Annotated in this window: 16 protein-coding genes, 1 other RNA gene and 1 pseudogene; 10 read left to right on the top strand and 8 right to left on the bottom strand. The window is 31.9% G+C overall.

Going from position 1 to position 17,262, the window contains the following annotated elements; all coding sequences use genetic code 11:
• The 3 genes from HSX44_RS03960 to hemA all read left to right on the top strand — a co-directional run.
• Nucleotides 1-178: hypothetical protein (locus tag HSX44_RS03960; RefSeq protein WP_410543452.1), on the top strand; the 178-nt coding region annotated here is incomplete at its 5' end.
• A 1,009-nt stretch (nt 179-1,187) separates the two neighbouring features.
• The gene (locus HSX44_RS00470; RefSeq protein ID WP_275601833.1) at nt 1,188-1,976 is read left to right on the top strand and encodes a TomO hydrophobic C-terminal domain-containing protein; all 789 of its coding nucleotides are present in this window, start codon (nt 1,188-1,190) and stop codon (nt 1,974-1,976) included.
• Nucleotides 1,977-2,045: 69 nt separating this feature from the next.
• Nucleotides 2,046-3,269 (top strand): 5-aminolevulinate synthase, encoded by a 1,224-nt coding sequence (gene hemA, locus HSX44_RS00465; protein WP_275601832.1) that lies wholly within the window; start codon nt 2,046-2,048, stop codon nt 3,267-3,269.
• Here the strand turns inward: hemA and HSX44_RS00460 are convergent.
• From HSX44_RS00460 to HSX44_RS00445, 4 genes are all read right to left on the bottom strand, one after another.
• On the bottom strand, nt 3,241-3,939 hold the full coding sequence (locus HSX44_RS00460; RefSeq protein ID WP_275602393.1) for an inositol monophosphatase family protein: 699 nt from the start codon (nt 3,937-3,939) through the stop codon (nt 3,241-3,243). The genes hemA and HSX44_RS00460 overlap by 29 nt on opposite strands.
• A gap of 7 nt (nt 3,940-3,946) precedes the next feature.
• Nucleotides 3,947-4,513, bottom strand: coding sequence for an elongation factor P (efp, locus tag HSX44_RS00455; protein WP_275601831.1), 567 nt, complete (start codon nt 4,511-4,513; stop codon nt 3,947-3,949).
• A gap of 62 nt (nt 4,514-4,575) precedes the next feature.
• Complete coding sequence (gene rimM / locus HSX44_RS00450) at nt 4,576-5,082, bottom strand: ribosome maturation factor RimM (protein ID WP_275601830.1); 507 nt, start codon at nt 5,080-5,082, stop codon at nt 4,576-4,578.
• Between the two features lie 23 nt (nt 5,083-5,105).
• Nucleotides 5,106-5,294, bottom strand: a complete 189-nt coding sequence (locus tag HSX44_RS00445) for a hypothetical protein (RefSeq protein ID WP_275601829.1) — start codon at nt 5,292-5,294, stop codon at nt 5,106-5,108.
• A gap of 1,814 nt (nt 5,295-7,108) precedes the next feature.
• Between HSX44_RS00445 and bcp the strand changes: the two genes are divergently transcribed.
• From bcp to rnpB, 3 genes are all read left to right on the top strand, one after another.
• Complete coding sequence (gene bcp / locus HSX44_RS00440) at nt 7,109-7,576, top strand: thioredoxin-dependent thiol peroxidase (RefSeq protein WP_275601828.1); 468 nt, start codon at nt 7,109-7,111, stop codon at nt 7,574-7,576.
• Nucleotides 7,577-7,598: 22 nt separating this feature from the next.
• Nucleotides 7,599-7,901: a hypothetical protein gene (locus HSX44_RS00435; RefSeq protein WP_275601827.1), complete on the top strand. Its 303-nt coding sequence runs from the start codon at nt 7,599-7,601 to the stop codon at nt 7,899-7,901.
• 812 nt (nt 7,902-8,713) lie between these two features.
• Nucleotides 8,714-9,059: RNase P RNA component class A (gene rnpB, locus HSX44_RS00430), an RNA gene on the top strand.
• Between the two features lie 59 nt (nt 9,060-9,118).
• On the opposite strand, the gene HSX44_RS00425 is transcribed toward rnpB, so the two are convergent.
• Nucleotides 9,119-9,871, bottom strand: coding sequence for a response regulator transcription factor (locus HSX44_RS00425; RefSeq protein ID WP_275601826.1), 753 nt, complete (start codon nt 9,869-9,871; stop codon nt 9,119-9,121).
• 321 nt (nt 9,872-10,192) lie between these two features.
• Here HSX44_RS00425 and HSX44_RS00420 point away from each other — a divergent pair, with 321 nt between their 5' ends.
• The 4 genes from HSX44_RS00420 to HSX44_RS00405 are packed head-to-tail and all read left to right on the top strand — an operon-like array spanning nt 10,193 to nt 13,640.
• Nucleotides 10,193-11,176, top strand: a complete 984-nt coding sequence (locus tag HSX44_RS00420; protein ID WP_275601825.1) for an NAD(P)H-dependent glycerol-3-phosphate dehydrogenase — start codon at nt 10,193-10,195, stop codon at nt 11,174-11,176.
• Nucleotides 11,177-11,195: 19 nt separating this feature from the next.
• Nucleotides 11,196-11,678, top strand: coding sequence for a phosphatidylglycerophosphatase A family protein (locus tag HSX44_RS00415; RefSeq protein ID WP_275601824.1), 483 nt, complete (start codon nt 11,196-11,198; stop codon nt 11,676-11,678).
• The gene (locus tag HSX44_RS00410; protein WP_275601823.1) at nt 11,668-12,447 is read left to right on the top strand and encodes a GNAT family N-acetyltransferase; all 780 of its coding nucleotides are present in this window, start codon (nt 11,668-11,670) and stop codon (nt 12,445-12,447) included. The genes HSX44_RS00415 and HSX44_RS00410 overlap by 11 nt, the downstream gene beginning before the upstream one ends.
• A gap of 56 nt (nt 12,448-12,503) precedes the next feature.
• Nucleotides 12,504-13,640, top strand: a complete 1,137-nt coding sequence (locus HSX44_RS00405; protein WP_275601822.1) for a transcriptional regulator — start codon at nt 12,504-12,506, stop codon at nt 13,638-13,640.
• A 3-nt stretch (nt 13,641-13,643) separates the two neighbouring features.
• Here HSX44_RS00405 and HSX44_RS00400 read toward each other — a convergent pair.
• The 3 genes and pseudogenes from HSX44_RS00400 to ftsZ all read right to left on the bottom strand — a co-directional run bounded on the left by HSX44_RS00400 (nt 13,644) and on the right by ftsZ (nt 16,549).
• A pseudogene (locus HSX44_RS00400) lies at nt 13,644-14,433 on the bottom strand (succinate dehydrogenase iron-sulfur subunit).
• A gap of 84 nt (nt 14,434-14,517) precedes the next feature.
• Complete coding sequence (gene ybeY / locus HSX44_RS00395) at nt 14,518-14,985, bottom strand: rRNA maturation RNase YbeY (protein ID WP_275601821.1); 468 nt, start codon at nt 14,983-14,985, stop codon at nt 14,518-14,520.
• Nucleotides 14,986-15,355: 370 nt separating this feature from the next.
• Nucleotides 15,356-16,549: a cell division protein FtsZ gene (gene ftsZ, locus HSX44_RS00390; RefSeq protein WP_275601820.1), complete on the bottom strand. Its 1,194-nt coding sequence runs from the start codon at nt 16,547-16,549 to the stop codon at nt 15,356-15,358.
• Between the last annotated feature and the right edge of the window lie 713 nt (nt 16,550-17,262).

Raw genomic sequence — 17,262 nt, 5'->3', positions numbered from 1 at the left:
ACATCCCGTAATAAAAAATATAATGAAATCTTATGCTGAAAACGGTGAAAACCAAACATTAGAAGACATGGTTCACTTATTATTCTACCAAGCTTGTATTGTGGAAGGTGAAGAAATGGACAATGCAAACCTATTTGCTAAGAAACTGAACAACTTACTCGACAAGATTCCTATTTAGGCACTATATACTAGCTACGTCATTTTAATAGAGAAAAATATGACGTAGGATTATTTACCTAGTTAGATCATGTCACAAAAAATCCCAAAAGGGAAAACAGCAACAAGAATAAAAGCAATTTCCAAGACTTAAGTATTGAAAAATTTAAGATTTTACGAAGAGCAAAAATCAAGAAACAATTGAGGCCGTCATTTCTGGGTTTTAATATTAAAGGAAAATAAAGAGCCTGAAATTTTAGATGATTAAAGCTAAGAAATATCAGTTACTCCCGAAAACAAACTTTAGAGATTTTTTAATGTAGTAACGATAACTGATGTAAATACTACTGCTATATCTATTTCTGAATTTTTACCTAAAGGTGAAAAAATGCATGTCAATTTTGTAATGCATTTTATGACTCGTTGCCTATCCTTGATAAAATACTAAACAAGTACACCAAAAAGAAAAAGTTTTAGAAACTAAAGATTTTAGAATTAATTGTACAGGCTATACACAGCATGGAAATCGCTCTTGATTACAACTTCTTATGTCTTTTTTTTATTTTTGATAGAGAGCTGATAATATGTTTATGTTGCAATTTCTGTTCCCCAATAGTTTTTAACTACCGTGGTGGTAAAATTTACAAAAAGCTTCTTAGAGAAAAGACTATATTCATTAGAGCAATTAACTTGTCAGACAAACAATAACGTTCTAATTATGGATTTTAAGTACGTAGGTAGGCTATTAAAAATAAGTAACTTCAACAATAAATTAACTATAGAATAAACTTCTGTATAGTAAAAGAACATTATCATAAAATAGATACTATCTATTAGTATAGTTGCAGTACCTCATTACACAACCGTTAGAACTCTAACTACATCTTTTACTATCTTTTCCTAAAAAGATAAAATCCAAAAGGACTATCGGCTACCAGCTAAAAAAATACTATGGACAACAGAAAAAATATTATAAATAATGAATAGGCTTCAATACAGAAGCCTATTAGCAATAATTACAAGGGGGCGAAATGTGTAAAAGCAAAAAGAAAAAAAATCATAGTAGCAAACCACCTAATGCTCAAGAGCAACAAGAAGTTCTTGAGACTCAAGTTACAGAAGAAATGGATGTTCCTCAAAGCGAAGGAGCTTCTTCAAGTACACAAAAGTCTCAAAGTGAATGTATTGACATCTCATCAGTTGTTAATGATAATAAAAAAAAGCAAGTCCCTAGTCAATTTACTGAACATACACCATCGCAAATGAAAAATGAGCTAGAGCTCGAAAGCAAAGGCAGTCAACTAGATTCATCATCACATTCACTAGAGAGTTCTACAAATAGTGATCGGAGTCACAGCAGCAGTTCTTTTAGTGCAGTCGATGTATTAAGTGATAACGGCTGTTCCCCTTTTGAGAGTATAGACAAAGGCGAAAATGTCTCTGTTTCTAAAAGAAGTAGTCCGCAAGATCCACAACCTAAAAAACAGAGCCAACACCAATACCGCCTACACCAAGGTCAGCATCATCAATACTCTCTAGCAACTAACAAAAAATCTGAACAAGTGGATAACACTATTCTACAAGATACAAAAAACAATAATCTGCATATTATAGTTGCCTCCGTATTAACAACAGCTGGGGTTGCTCTAGGAGTGGCTACTGCAGTTCACTTGGAAATGTCAGTAGTGGGAATAGCAGCTGGAGCTTGCTGTCTAGCCGCCATTGGAATTATTATATACTATTGCATGCCTAAAAGCTTAATCGAGAATAGTAAAATTGAAGTGGTTGACATAAAGAAAAAAACTACCGTTGTACCGTAAATAAATAAATATAGTAGTCTACCATTGAATAATTTATTATAATTTTATTAGCTATTAATAGATAAAAACTTGGTAGACTACGAAGGGATATTTTTAAATAAAATCAAAGATATAAAAGAGGAAGGGCGCTACCGTGAATTTATGCGTTTTGCATCATTGCCTGGAAGGTTTCCTTATGTTATGGATTATGAAAGAAATAGAGAAGTNATTGTCTGGTGTAGTAATAATTATTTAGGAATGTCACAAAATGAAAGTGTAATTGCTGCTACCCAAAATTCATCAGTTGGAGCAGGAGGAACAAGAAACATATCCGGTACAACAAAAGAGGTTGTCGAACTCGAGAAATCTTTAGCTTGCTTGCATAACAAAAAGGCTGCTTTAACTTTCGCTTGCGGCTACCTTGCTAATCAGACAACACTTAGCACTTTATCATCCGTTATTCCTGACGTAGTATTTTTTTCAGATGAGAAAAATCACTCTTCAATGATAGAAGGCATAAAGTCAGGGAAAAGACCGAAATATATATTTAAACATAACAACATTAATCATTTAGAACAGTTGTTAAAGTCTGTAGATAGAAAAATACCAAAAATAATAGCATTTGAATCCATATATTCAATGGATGGTGATATAGCACCACTAAGAGAAATATGTGATTTGGCAGAAGAATATAATGCAATTACCTACTCGGATGAGGTACACGCAGTTGGTATGTATGGTTCGCACGGTGGCGGAATCGCAGAAAGAGAAGGTCTGATGGATAGGGTAACCATTATTCAAGGCACATTATCGAAAGCTTTTGGAGTGATGGGCGGATACATAGCATCTTCAAAGAGCTTAGTAGATGTAATAAGAAGTTCTGCTCCAGGATTTATTTTCACCACTGCTATTTCGCCTGTTTTAGCAGCAGCAGCAAAAGCAAGCGTTGATCATCTAAAATCGAGTAATATTGAAAGAGAAAAACAAAAACAAGTTGTTGAAAAAGTAAAGAATTTACTGAAAAATGCAAGAATTAATCTTATCCCAACAAAAACTCATATAATTCCAATAATAATTGGCGATCCAGAGTTATCTAAAAGAGCATCAAGATTGCTATTTGATGAGCATGGAATATATGTTCAACACATAAATTATCCGACAGTTCCAAGAGGAACTGAGCGTTTCCGTATTACTCCTACGCCTTATCATACCGATGAAATGATGGAACATCTAACAGAGTCTCTTGTAAAAGTTTTTGAGAAGTTGTCCATTCCTGTAGCNCTACTTATGCTAGTTCAACATTACCTGCAATAATTAACCCATTATCTTCTACTAGCCTTCCGCCACTTTCTTGAAGAAACAGTCTACCAAGCAAGGTTTTATATTTGTTAACTCCAGAATAAACTATTCCTCTATGTCTTCCTGCAGCAAGGTACGCAAAGCCTAAAACTGTTGAGCCAATGGAACGCACATTGCTGTTATCAGGCAGTAACTTATTTAATAAATTACCACTTACATCTATCAAACCTCCGTTACGACTTTTCACTCGCATCCTTATATGACGAAATCTAGAGTCTTCAAGAAAAGCACCCTTTCTCTCTTCTGCCCAAAAAGTTTCTCTAAGAGCAGGAACATCAACTACAGCTGCCACAACTTTGTTCTTATGAATTAGACAAACTGACACTGTAAAATAAACCATACAACTAGAAAAATTTTCCTTGCTTTCTATGGGCATGATGAACCAAGTATAAGTGTCATCTTTTATCTCTTGATCAAGATCATCTTCAAAAAGAAAACCATAACCTTGTCTATAATTGTGTAAGCAACCGCATATAGTTTGCTTGGATTTCGAGTAAGTTTTGTTGATAAAGTCATCTGACTTAACATTGGAAATTTGCAACTCGTTAAAATCGCGCATAAGTTGTTTAGAAGCACCTCGCACAGAATCAAGCATCACATTAATTCGTGGTGATGAAATGGGCATCCTTCTTTTATTCTTTCGCCCTTTCATAATAGCTATCATCAGGAGTATATACTACAATCTTATCCTCTTCCCTTACAAATCGAGGCACGTTAATACGTATTCCGTTTTCTAAAACTGCAGGCTTATAGGAAGAAGTAACAGTCTGTTTTTTAATAACAGAATCCGTTTCTTTTACAGTCAACGTAACATAGTCAGGCACATGTGCGAAAATTATTTTATCTTGGTAAGTTATAACTTTAATTTTCATGTTATTCTGCAAATAAATCTTTTTCTCTCCTAATAAATCTAAGTTCAGAGTAACTTGCTCGTAACTACTTGGATGCATAAGATGCACAACTTCTCCTTCAGTGAAGAGATAAACATATTCCTCCTCATCTAAAATGGCTCTTCTAATTGGAGCATCAGAGCGAAACCTTTCATAGTGTTTTGCACCAGTTTTGATATTTTTCATTTCAGCTTGTATGTACGCACCACCTTTACCAGGTTGAGTGTGCATGATATTTACAACCAAAAATAACCCATCATTATGTTCCAACACCTGACCTGGCCTAATATCATTAGCTCTTTCTACCATAATTCCATTTTTGGATGATTTTATAATTATAAATGGCTTTTATGCAAATATCAAAGCCTTTATTAATCAACAAATTCTGGCATACTGAGGATTATATACTTTTTCTTTATGTNNATATAAGGAAATATTTCTTTAGTAAAAGGTAGCATAACACTCTTTTTTGTACTAACAACCGAAATCTTCAATATATCTCCTGAACCGAAACTATATACAGACTTTACATATCCATACAGTTTATTATTCTCCAGTTTTACCTTCATATCTACAAGGTCACTCTGATAGAATTCACTCTCATCATTTAATTTTGGTAGCTTGTTCCTTTTTATATATAATTTCTTATTTCTTAAGAGCTCTGCTTCATTACGAGAATTTACTCCGCTTACTGTAGCTATTACTAAATTATCATCTACAACAGACACTGAGTCTATTTTATAATTCTCATTACCACTTATTAACCTACCGTATAAGGAAACATTCTCAGGCTTTTCAGTAAAAGTTCTTATTTTAATAGCTCCCTTAACTCCATGAGGAGAAGTAACTATTCCCAAGCATATTAGATTATCGTTCATTTAAAGATAAATCAGAAAATTCCTCAAATAAATATCTTTTTAAGAAACTCAACACCCACATCAATCTTCTTTTCAGGAATACCCACAAGTAGAAGCAAAATTTTTATAACGCTATCTGAGATGTCACCACAAACAGTAAACGACCTACAAGACAAGCTTTTAGCGGGAAATTTCACTCCTATTTCCTTTACAAATGCACAATATAAATCCACTCTTATATACTCATATGCGAATGATTTCCCTGTCCTACCTAGACCACATGCACTCAATTAAAAAATAGCACTAATATATAACATAGAACTCCCTACTTTTCCATAAAGTTTTTATTCATTTTTCACGCTTTCAACATTGTGCTTTGAAAGGCATCACGAAACGTCAAAATTCTATGACAGTTTTTATCATCTTTTCCGTTTTGGATAGATCTATATAAGCAACCTTAAATCCGCACTTTACTGTTCTTAACCTAGTATTTGCCAAAAAATACAGCATCAACAAAGTTATTGTTTATTAACTTTTCACAAGTTATTAATAGCAAGTTATATTGTAGATATTCGTTATATACTACAACCTTTCTTCTTGTAACTTAAGAGTAGTGGTTAATCGTGAGTTAATGCAACCTAAACTATGAACAGCTACTCTAAAGTGAAAATCTACGTAGCACTTATTGTCAATGTCGTACAAGTAAATACCCTTGCTATGAAAAAATTGATATTAATAGAAAAATAAATCACAAAGTAAGAAAAATTATCATAAAAATATGATATTCTATAAATTTTGATTAATAACACAAAAACTACTACCTTCAACAAGAAGGATATATAAACTTTACTACACTAAAAAATAAATACCTATAAAAGTTATCTCATTGTTCTCATTAATTTTTATGATTTTATTTAGTATGATATATTACAATTATTCACTAGAGAATATATTTTTCTTACCGTACTTAAGTGTAAGCTTTAAAAGCATATTAGAAAACAACATAATAAAAAAGCATCATATTAAATACAAGAACTGTGATTACATAAACCAATTAATAAGGCTAAGTGCTGAATTATTACTCAATCAGTTAGCAAAGATTGATAAACTACTAAACAATCAAGAGATATTTTTTACTAAAAGCCATAAAAATTCATATGTTAGCATGTAGCCTATTTTTTAACGTTTTCGGGCTTATTATCAGTAATTTTAAATTAACAATGCTTTACTTACACTTTTCTAATACCTAGTTGCTAATTAAGCAACATAAAACTAATATTGAAATAACAGATAAAAAGGCATTAGGCAAAAAAACGCAAATAAGCTAAAGTTTTTTGCAAGCGTTACACATGAGCTACGTACACTCCATCACCCTTAATGTTATCTTATCATTGGATATACGAAGTTAATCAAAAATGAAACTTTAGGCTCGATTGACTATTCTCGATATAAAAAGTATGCAAACGATATATATAATGCGGGGATACATTTACTTGCTTTCATTAACAATATAATATGTTTGCTTTTGCAAAAGCTGAGTCAGCAGTTTAACAGCAGAAAAAGTGAAATTTAACCTAAATAAAATAATAGATTCGTGTTTTAATATGCTATCGCCTAAATTAAAAGAAACAGAAACTAGTTTAAAAAGTAGATGTCTGATAAACAATTGTTAGTTACTGCAGATCCCAAAAGAATGGCACAAATTATAATAAACTTATTACCAAACTTACTATTAAAGATGGTTTAATAAAAATGGCAATTAAAAAATATAGAAAAAATTCATCAACTATTGAGTTTCATGACTATGAAAAATAGAATAATATGATATATACAAAGTTATATCTGTTTTCGGCTAAGCAGATGATCCATAACATAGAAACGAAGGTACAGGCATTGGACCACCGATTAGCAAAAAATTAATAGAGTTAATAGTAGAACTTTTGATATTAAAAAAGCAAATACACAAAAATTCAATTGACTTCTACTTAAAGTTCTTGAAAACTCTAACTATAATACACTACCATAAGTACCATTAAAAAAGTGAGATATGGGGTTAACAGTAGGAAATAATGCACCGGATTTTAGCTTACCAACAGATTCTGGCAAAAATTTATCACTAAGTGTTTTTTTTAATAAAAGAAATGTAGTTCTTTATTTCTACCCTAAAGACGATACTCCAGGTTGTACTATGGAGGCAAAAGATTTTAGAGATAAAATAAATGATTTTTCCTCCCTTCACACAGTGATAATCGGTGTATCAAAGGATAGTGTTAAATGCCATGCAAATTTCAAAGTAAAATATTCACTGCCATTTTATTTAGTTTCTGATGAAAATGTCGAAATATTAGAAAAATATGGTGTTTGGGCAGAAAAGAGCATATTCGGCAAGAAGTATATGGGGATAGAACGCACCACTTTTTTAATAAATAAAAAGGGTAAAATAGTAAAGATCTGGAAAAACGTAAAAGTTAGCGGACATGTCAATGAAGTTCTAGAGGAAGTTAAAAAAATATAAATTAAANAAACTATTTAGGTTAATGGTTACCAATTGTTATATAGAAAAAGAGAAGTTGGAATTATACAATCTTCATAACCACTTAAGTTTCAAACTGGACTTAGTAATAACCAAGTTGTGGTCTTTAGCAAAAAAAAATGGTATTGGCAAAGCCAATATACTTAAAATAATCTTGTTACTTGCAAAAGCAATGAAACAAAAAAAGCAAAAGCCAGTGAAATGCAAAATAGACCCACCAATAAAGACTGAACAATATACTATGTTTTTTTTAATAGAGTTGATTTTAACTCAATTAGTATCGCAAAGAATTTTAACAAGAAATTAATACAAATTGATGAAAAAATATAATCAAGCTATTCATCTCTTTACAGAAGACCCAATATAATATGGTTGATTTCACAAATGTATTATATTTTTCTCAATCCTCCAAGTGATAGACTAAAACTCTTGGATCGCATAGTTTCATTATTTAAGGAAAATTACATTTAATAAGTTTTTTAAAAATAGGTCAAAATTAAACTCTTTAAAAAGGCACTAACCACTGATACAACAAAAATTAATAAAATTATTAACAAGTATAGTACTCATGATAGCAAAAACTAGTAAACAAATGCTACTTCAAATCTACCACAGTTACTGCAGACGCTGATAAAACAACTCCTACCTAATAGATAATTAAGTAGTTAATATAAAGTTAACTAATTCGCCAACAGCAAACCTAGAAAAGACCACACAAACAAATATTTACTACGCCCAAGTACTAAAATAAAAAGTTAACAACTCCTGCATTTGTTTACCACGGCTTTATTCCCTCAAACTACCTCTTCTCCGTAACTTAATTAACTTACTATATCTAATGCACCTAGCGAAGCAGAAATAATAGTGTAATCTTTTCTAAAACAGAATTAGATATAGCATATTAGTAAAAANAACGGTAGCAGATCAAGTAGCCTATATTATCACCTTAATAGAGATTAGGAAGTTCAACGTTTAAGAGATAGTGGATTATCTTAGAATAGCAATGCAATGTATATCAGAGTATTATTTCTAGTTGTAGTTTAATGTTCGGTATGCAGATCATTAACCAATAATGGAAATTATTTTAATTCTATGATTTTTATGTTAAAATCTAATTTCTGGGTGAAATAAGTAGCTGCTGTTGTATGATAAATACAGCAGAGGAAAGTCCGGGCTCCAAGGAAAAATAGTGACGGGTAATACCCGCCGGAGGTGACTTCAGTTCAGGGCTACAGAAAATTACCGCCTAAGATTTTTAGGTAAGGATGAAAAGGTGTGGTAAGAGCATACCATACCAATGGCAACATTGGTAGTTGAGTAACCAACACTAGGAGCAAGATTAAATAAGAGTAGGTTTTATGCTTTTCCTCATGTCTACTCAGGTAAATCGCATGCAGTAAATGGCAACATTTACTCCAGATAAATAGCTACATAAACAGAACTCGGCTTATATTTCACCTAGGCACTTACATAAGTATCAGTAAGATAGCCTAAATAATAAACATTTTATATGTTGTCCTTTATTTATTCTGCTTGATAGCCATTACTATTTTCCCTAATATTAATATTAGTATACTCTTCATCATCAAGATATTCTTTTAGGACATATCCTCTGCCCCAAACAGTTTCTATATGGCTTTTTCCATCATTCGCACTTTCAAGTTTCTTACGTAACTTGCACATAAAAACATCAACTATCTTATTATCTGAAGGCTCATCTAAACCATTATAAAGATGATTTAAAAACATTTCTTTTGTTAGTACAGTGCCTTTACGCAATGCTAGTAACTCTATCATAGAATATTCTTTGTTAGTCAGGTGAACCGTCTTACCTTTAATCTCAACAACTCTATGATCAAAATTAATATTTATGTTACCAATTTTTATCACCGATTCAGGATGTCCTTTAGTACGACGGACTATTGCCTTTATTCGAGCTAGCAGCTCACTTTTGTGGAATGGCTTAGTTAAGTAATCATCAGCACCATATCCTAGTCCTTTAGCTTTTTGATTAACAGCAGATATACATGAAAGTATCAAGACAGGAACTTTAATTTTTGCACTTCTTAACCTTAACAATATATCATATCCATCAATATCACCGGGCAAGTGTATATCTAAAATAACTAGGTCATAATGATCCCCATTCGAGGAAACTATATTATTGTTGTAGTCTTGCGCAGAAGTTACAACATCACAAAAGTGTCCATCAGAAGTTAAAGCATTAACTACAGTCTTTGCACTTACCTGATCATCTTCAATTAATAATATACGCATATTTTATACCCCGTAAGTAATTTATAATTTTAGCAATATATATAACTAAGGAAAGTAACAAATCAAACTTTTATTAATAAATGGTCAAAACTACTATAATGGACATACCATTCCAAAATTATATAAACAGATCTAAAACATAATAGATATATTATATATCATAAGAACAATATTATTTTCAGTAAATATTGAATTAAAGCCATTATCATTGAAAGAGTACTTAAGTTAATAAATGTTTAACTATTTTATATATCTATGTCATATTTTTAATTTACCTACTATGCCATCTTAGAGTAGAATAATAATTTTCAGGGGCATTGTGTGACGATATCTATTTTAGGTGCTGGTGCATGGGGTACAGCAATTGCAATTTCACTAAGTGATAGGCAGAATGTAGTTCTGTGGGTCCGTAATAAAACTACATTCGAATTAATCAATAGAACAAGAGAAAGTGACAAGTTACCTGGTTATCAAATTTCTGGCAACGTGTTAGTAAAGTCAGCCATTGAAGAAACAATTAATGCTTCAACAATAATCCTTGCTGTTCCCGTCCAGTCTTTAAGACAGGTATGTCAGCAATTACGTAATTGTGGATTAAAGAAAGATGTAGCAATAATTTTAGCCTGTAAAGGAATAGAAAGATCTACATTAAAACTACCGAGTGAAATAGTAAATGAAGTTCTACCTAATAATCCTATTGCTATTTTTTCAGGCCCTAGCTTTGCTATAGAAGTCGCAAAAAAATTACCATATTCAATGGTTCTTGCATGTCAAAATGATACACTAGGGTCAAGGCTGATGTTAGAGCTACAACAAGAAAATATTAAATTATATTTTAGTAGTGATGTTATAGGGGTACAGATTTGTGCAGCATTAAAGAATGTTTTTGCTATAGCATGTGGGATCATTTTGGGTAAGAAACTTGGATACAATGCTCATGCAGCATTAATAGCAAAAAGCATGAATGAAATTCAAACTATTTATCTAGCAAAAATCAATAATAGTAATATAGACACAGATACATTACTTGGACCAGCATGTTTGGGTGATCTAATTATGACATGCACATCCTTAAATTCAAGAAATCTATTCTTTGGATTCAAAATAGGTAGTAGCAATAATAGTTTTAATATCCAGCAAATTTTATTAGAAGGTAAATCAGTGATTGAAGGTCTTAGTACTGCTCAATCTGTATTTTATTTAGCAAAAAAGCTAAAGATAAAAATGTCTATATGTGAAGCTGTTTATAGACTATTATATGAAAATGCTCCTATAGAGAATACTGTTTCTGTTTTTTTAAGTTAATCTTTTGCTTTAGTGTATTATGAAAACTTTTCATAAATTGATATCAACATGGTGGTTATCTGGCACAGTAAAAAAAACGCCAGGTACTGTAGGCAGCTTAGCTTCTTATCCAATTGTTCCTATAATACTAAGTAACAGAATTTTAGGTACAGTAACTATTATTTCCCTGTTTTTAATTGGATTATGGTCCATAAGCAACTACACAAAACACTACCAAACTCTACATGACCCAAAAGAAATAGTGATTGATGAAGTAGTTGGCCAACTATTAACAATATTTTTAATTTCGGTGCTATTAAACCAAGAAATTAATAGCCTTTTATTGACGTCATGCTTTTTTTCTTTTAGGTTTTTTGATATAATAAAAACATGGCCTATAAATCTGATTGATAAAAATATCAAGTGTCCTTTAGGCGTTATGCTGGATGATATTATAGCTGCAATTTTAGCCTGCGTTTTTATAGAGGCTTTTTATTGTTCATTATCTGTATATGCAGGATAAGGAAATCCATTATTCAAGTCTGGTTACTCAAAATCTAAAGGATTACATACTGCACGCAGCAAATTTATCTCGGTGGGAAGTGCACAATGAATTTGATAACATCGGATTTACAATAAATGGGACCAAGGAATCATTATTTAATTTCGTATTCTGTGAGGATCAATGTACTGAACTTTCTATACAAAAAACTTTAGATTATCTTAGAGCAAGGAATATAGAAGCAACATGGGTAATGAATCCACGTACGAAGACAAATAATGTTCTAGAAAAAAGTGAGATAAAACACGTTAGTACACCAAAAAAAGTTTTAATCAATATGAAAAATTATCTCCTGTCTGCTGACATTGTTCCAAATTTAAGGTTGAATGTTGTAAATAGTAGCAATCTCTTAGAACAATTAGACTTATGTACCTCTAAAATCTTTCATCATAATGTTGGAATCGTCAGTACATTTTTCCGCGGCTTATCAAGCTACAATGATAAAAACTCAAGATTAAGGTTTTTTCTTGTAACACTAAATAATGAAGTTGTCGGAACATGCGGGTTTTATATTCAAGATAGCGTAGCCGGTTTTTATAGTGATGGAGTTTTACCAATTCATAGAAATCGTGGAATAGGTACCCAAATGGTTTTAGAAAGAATCAAAATAATCCAGCAGCTTAAATGTAAATACATAGTAGCACACTGTATGAAACCTTCTGTCAACCTTTATAAAAGATTGGGCTTTCAGATATTAGGCAATCTTTACTTGTATACTTCTTCAGCATAACTTATACATACCTTTATTGAGCAGTTACAAATTTTTACGTCCGTTTTAAAGGTAATATGTTTTTTTTGTATGAAGTAGTTTTATTATTAATTTTAATACTATTCTTTCTCTCCTATTCTAAGTTGAAAGTAGATAATAGAATTAAGAGCTTACAACATCAAAATATTATAATAAACAATCTAATTGATACTGTAGACGATGGGTTTTATATCTGGGACGCAAAAAAACGTATAGAAAAGTTTTCCCCTAACTTACTGATCTTGCTCAACACCGTTTTTTACTCATTCAATGAGTTCGTAAACTTTTTCGAGCAATCAGAAAGTTTAATTAAAAATTTTACTGAGGCAAAAAAAATAAATAAATCCTTTACTCTAGATTTAAAATCAAAAGATGGCGAGATTTACTGTATCTGCTATGGCAGAAGCATAATAGATAATTCTAATACTGTAATCGGCGTGTTGCTGTGGATAAGAAACATCTCAGACTATAAGATACAAGCTACTGAACTTGAATTAGAAAATAACAAACTTAAACAAAAAATAGAAAGCTACAGAAATATTTTCAACTCTCTGCCATTTCCAATACTCAAATATAATGAAAATAAAAAAATAAAGTTTTATAACTCTTTTTATGATAAATATATAAATAGCTCTCAAAGATTGACTGTTACTAACAGCACTCAAAGCGTGAAATCAGGAAAACATGTAATAACTTACAAAAACGAACGCAAGGTTTTTGATTTTATTAAGATTCCAATACAAAACTCCGGTAGCATAGTAATATATGGAAAAGATGTTAGTGATACAGAGGAGTTATACGTTAGATTAGATAGCTATTTAGCAGCACAGAAAAATTTACTTGAGGAATTACCAATTGCTATCACGATATACGGTAGGAATCAAAAACTAAAGTTTTTTAATAATGCTTTTATAAAAAGCTTTCAATTTGACATAAAGCTCTTAGCATCTTATCCCACTTATCATGAAGTCATGTTTTACTTATTCGAATCTAAAAAACTTCTAAAACAAGAGGATTTTCAAGCTATTAGTAACCAAAGGCATGAGTTATTCAAAAAATTACTTGCACCATACAATGGTACAATCAACCTTACAAATGGAAAAGCATTTAGAACATTAATAATACCTTATGCTTCAGAAGGTCTACTCTTCTCATACGAGGAGTGCAAGAGGTAACATTCAAACTCCTCCCCTCTTTAGCATAAGCTGCTTCATTTCTACTATTGCTCTTGCTGGATTAAGACCCTTAGGACAGGTTTTTGTACAATTCATGATTGTATGACAGCAATATAACCTAAATGGGTCATTTAAGGCATCAAGCCTCTCATCTGTCTTATTATCACGACTATCAGCGATCCACCTGTAAGCCTGTAACAGTATTGCAGGTCCTAAAAATTTATTACTGTTCCACCAGTAGTTCGGACAACTAGTTGAACAACAGGCACATANATATACAATCAGAAAGTCCATCAAGTTTTCTTCTATCTTCAGGAGACTGCGAATATTCCTTATTTAATAAACCAGGCTTATCTGCTTGTAACCAAGGATTAATTGACTTATATTGCTCATAAAATTGGCTCAAGTCTGAAACTAAGTCTTTTATCACATACATATGAGGTAATGGATATACCTTCACATCACCTTTTATATCAAATATAGATTTAATACATGCAAGAGTATTGGTTCCACCAATATTCATCGCACAAGATCCACATATTCCTTCTCTACAAGAACGCCTGAAAGTTAAGGTCGAATCTATTTCATCCTTTATCTTTATCAAAGCATCAAGCACCATAGAGCCACAATTATCCATATCAATAAAAAACGTGTCTATTCTAGGATTTTTCCCATCATCAGCTGACCAACGGTAAATTTGAAATCTTCTAACGTTTTTTGCCTTAGCAGGAGCAGGATAAACTTTACCCTTTCGATTAATTTTAGAATTCTTTGGCAAAAAAAACTGGACCATATGTTTACCTTTTATCATCTATAGCTATTTTTAAAATAGCTTCTATTTTGTAAATAACATATTTTGTTATTATCTACTATACTTTTATTCAATTACCTTTAAATTAGATAAGTAATTGCAGCTAAAAGAGGTCAAAATACTGCTTTCCCAGCTTTTCATTATAACTTCTTCATCTTCCTTTTGGTGATCGTAACCAAGTAAATGTAGTAACCCATGTACTAACATATGTGCAACGTGAGCTATGGTAGATATATTGTATTCATTCGACTCTTTTTGTATTGTGTCTATTGAAATCGCTACGTCACCTAGATCACACTTATTAGATAGTTGCTCATACCGAAATGATAACACATTAGTTGGTTCATCTATTTTTCTAAATTTTAAATTAAGTTGATGTAGTAAATTATCATCAGCAAGAACTACTGATATACTTGGCTTATAGTGGTCTATCTCCAATTTTTGCAGAGAAACACTCATAACGCTTAATACAAATCGCTTTGGATCATCTGTAACGCTATACCATCTCTCATCAAAAATATTTACTTCTAACATTTACTCATCCTCCCATCCATCCTCTATGAGACTGGAAAAACTGATAAACATGATTGTTCTAACATAACCATATTTTTCAAAAGTAATTTTTTTTTATATCACTCAACATCACTTGATTATCTAAAAACTTGAAAAACTTCATACTTACTAACCTAAATTAAAGATCGGTAACATGACAACATTCCTTGAAGACTTCAACTATTCCAAATACCACCTTTCTTTACTTGAATGATAAAAGATGCAAAATCCCCTCGCTACATGTTTCTTATACAATTTTTGAGCTTAATAGCTACCTACCCTATTTGCTATTCTTTCCTTTTCCATTTTACCATAAATTCACTTAGCTCTCAGTTAAGTATCAAAAACTACATTATTTTTTTCTTCTTAAATAAGCTGGTATATCATAAATATTATTACTCCATTTTACTCTTTCACTTACTTGTTCAGCTGGCTTTGTTTTCAGTACTGAAGCTTGGCTATAAGACCACTTGAATCTTTCTTCCTTTGAAGTCTTAGTTTGACTGACAAACGAAGTTTCTGCTTTGCTATCACGGATATTACTACTATTATCAATACCAGTTGCAAGAACAGAAACTCTAACTTTGCCTTCCATTGCCTGATCAAAAGTAGCACCAAATATTATATTTGCGTCTTCATCTACCTCTTCACGCACTCTATTCGCCGCAGCATCAACTTCAAATAGAGTCATGTCCTCACCACCAGTAATATTAATTAATATTCCCCGTGCACCTTTCATTGACATATTATCGAGCAACGGATTAGATATTGCAGCCTCTGCAGCGGTAACTGCCCTATCTTCCCCCTCTGCTTCTCCGGTACCAATCATTGCTTTACCCATTTCATTCATCACTGTTCCTATATCAGCAAAGTCAAGATTAATAAGTCCTGGCATAACCATTAAGTCAGTTACTCCTCTGATGCCAATATGCAGAACATTATCAGCAAGTTTAAACGCATCGGCAAATGTAGTTTTTTCATTGGCAATTCTAAATAAGTTTTGGTTTGGAATAACAATTAGTGTATCTACATATTTTTGCAATTCTTCAAGTCCGAGTTCTGCAATGCGCATACGACGTACACCTTCAAAGTCAAATGGCTTAGTTACAACCCCAACAGTCAATATCTTTTTCTCTTTTAACATTTTATCTTTAACTGCAGCTCTTGCTTCCCTTGCCGCTTTCGCAATTACTGGTGCTGCACCTGTACCAGTACCACCACCCATTCCTGCTGTAATAAAGAGCATATGACTATCTTTTATATGTTCCATAATTTCTTCAATTGATTCTTCTGCTGCACCTTTACCAATATCAGGTAAAGCACCAGCACCAAGTCCCTTAGTTAGGTTAATACCTAACTGAATTTTTTTATCGCACAATGACTTTTCCAGCGCCTGAGCATCAGTATTTGCTACAACAAAATTTACTCCCTGCAAATTAGATTGAATCATATTATTCACAGCATTTCCACCAGCACCACCAACACCTATAACAGTAATTCTTGGATATAGAACAGGCAACTCCGGTAAACTGAAGTTAATAGACATTTACATTTCTCAAATTTAGCAAATTTACTTAATAATAAGTTACTGTTTTTTTAACAACATGCAAACACTTTTCACTCCTATAAACAGTAAACAAGATTTACTTATTCTTACATTATAAGCATCATCAATTATCAGCGATAACTATCAAATGTATTACTTAATCGATATAAAAACTAGAAAATGTTAAAAAAGGGAAAGAGACTTATCTCTTTTTCTTATTAAACTACGCTTTTTAACTATCCCAATTTCTCCAATTAACTTAGGATTGCTTTAATCATCTTTTTCATAATCTCAAGTACAGTTTCTTTTACCTCTCCAATTTGGCTTACTTTACTATAGTTTATATATAAAGTTTACAGCAGTAGGTATAACTATGTAGCAACTAGCAGAGAACCAGTAGTAAAGTAAATATCAGATAGTCACTGCGAGTGCATATAATCCTTTACCTTCAGCTATTACCATACCAACATAAGTTAATGCTGCTCCATAATAACAGAAGTTACATAAGCTAGACTTAAAAAAATAAGCAACTATATAAAACTGCTACAATTCATACCAACAACTTGCAGCTGTTTCCATTTACCATTTCTTCTAGTACACTCATTAAGCCCACCCAACAGCATCTAAAATTTCCCAGTAACTTCAGCTTGTTTATATCCTTCTAAAAGAGAACAAAAACACTATCTCTTTCTCTATATTTAGAATTTTTTTAA

It is taken from the genome of Wolbachia endosymbiont of Onchocerca gibsoni (assembly GCF_029169405.1).
Classification (GTDB): Bacteria; Pseudomonadota; Alphaproteobacteria; order Rickettsiales; family Anaplasmataceae; genus Wolbachia.
This window is presented reverse-complemented; position numbering and strand designations above follow the sequence as displayed.

What these genes read in the sequence shown, in the direction of transcription:
- HSX44_RS00470 (WP_275601833.1), top strand. Translation starts at nt 1,188, where the DNA reads ATGTGTAAAAGCAAAAAGAAAAAAAATCATAGTAGCAAACCACCTAAT.
- HSX44_RS00460 (WP_275602393.1), bottom strand. Translation starts at nt 3,939, where the DNA reads ATGCCCATTTCATCACCACGAATTAATGTGATGCTTGATTCTGTGCGA.
- efp (WP_275601831.1), bottom strand. Translation starts at nt 4,513, where the DNA reads ATGGTAGAAAGAGCTAATGATATTAGGCCAGGTCAGGTGTTGGAACAT.
- bcp (WP_275601828.1), top strand. Translation starts at nt 7,109, where the DNA reads ATGGGGTTAACAGTAGGAAATAATGCACCGGATTTTAGCTTACCAACA.
- HSX44_RS00435 (WP_275601827.1), top strand. Translation starts at nt 7,599, where the DNA reads ATGGTTACCAATTGTTATATAGAAAAAGAGAAGTTGGAATTATACAAT.
- HSX44_RS00425 (WP_275601826.1), bottom strand. Translation starts at nt 9,871, where the DNA reads ATGCGTATATTATTAATTGAAGATGATCAGGTAAGTGCAAAGACTGTA.
- HSX44_RS00415 (WP_275601824.1), top strand. Translation starts at nt 11,196, where the DNA reads ATGAAAACTTTTCATAAATTGATATCAACATGGTGGTTATCTGGCACA.
- HSX44_RS00410 (WP_275601823.1), top strand. Translation starts at nt 11,668, where the DNA reads ATGCAGGATAAGGAAATCCATTATTCAAGTCTGGTTACTCAAAATCTA.
- HSX44_RS00405 (WP_275601822.1), top strand. Translation starts at nt 12,504, where the DNA reads ATGTTTTTTTTGTATGAAGTAGTTTTATTATTAATTTTAATACTATTC.
- ybeY (WP_275601821.1), bottom strand. Translation starts at nt 14,985, where the DNA reads ATGTTAGAAGTAAATATTTTTGATGAGAGATGGTATAGCGTTACAGAT.
- ftsZ (WP_275601820.1), bottom strand. Translation starts at nt 16,549, where the DNA reads ATGTCTATTAACTTCAGTTTACCGGAGTTGCCTGTTCTATATCCAAGA.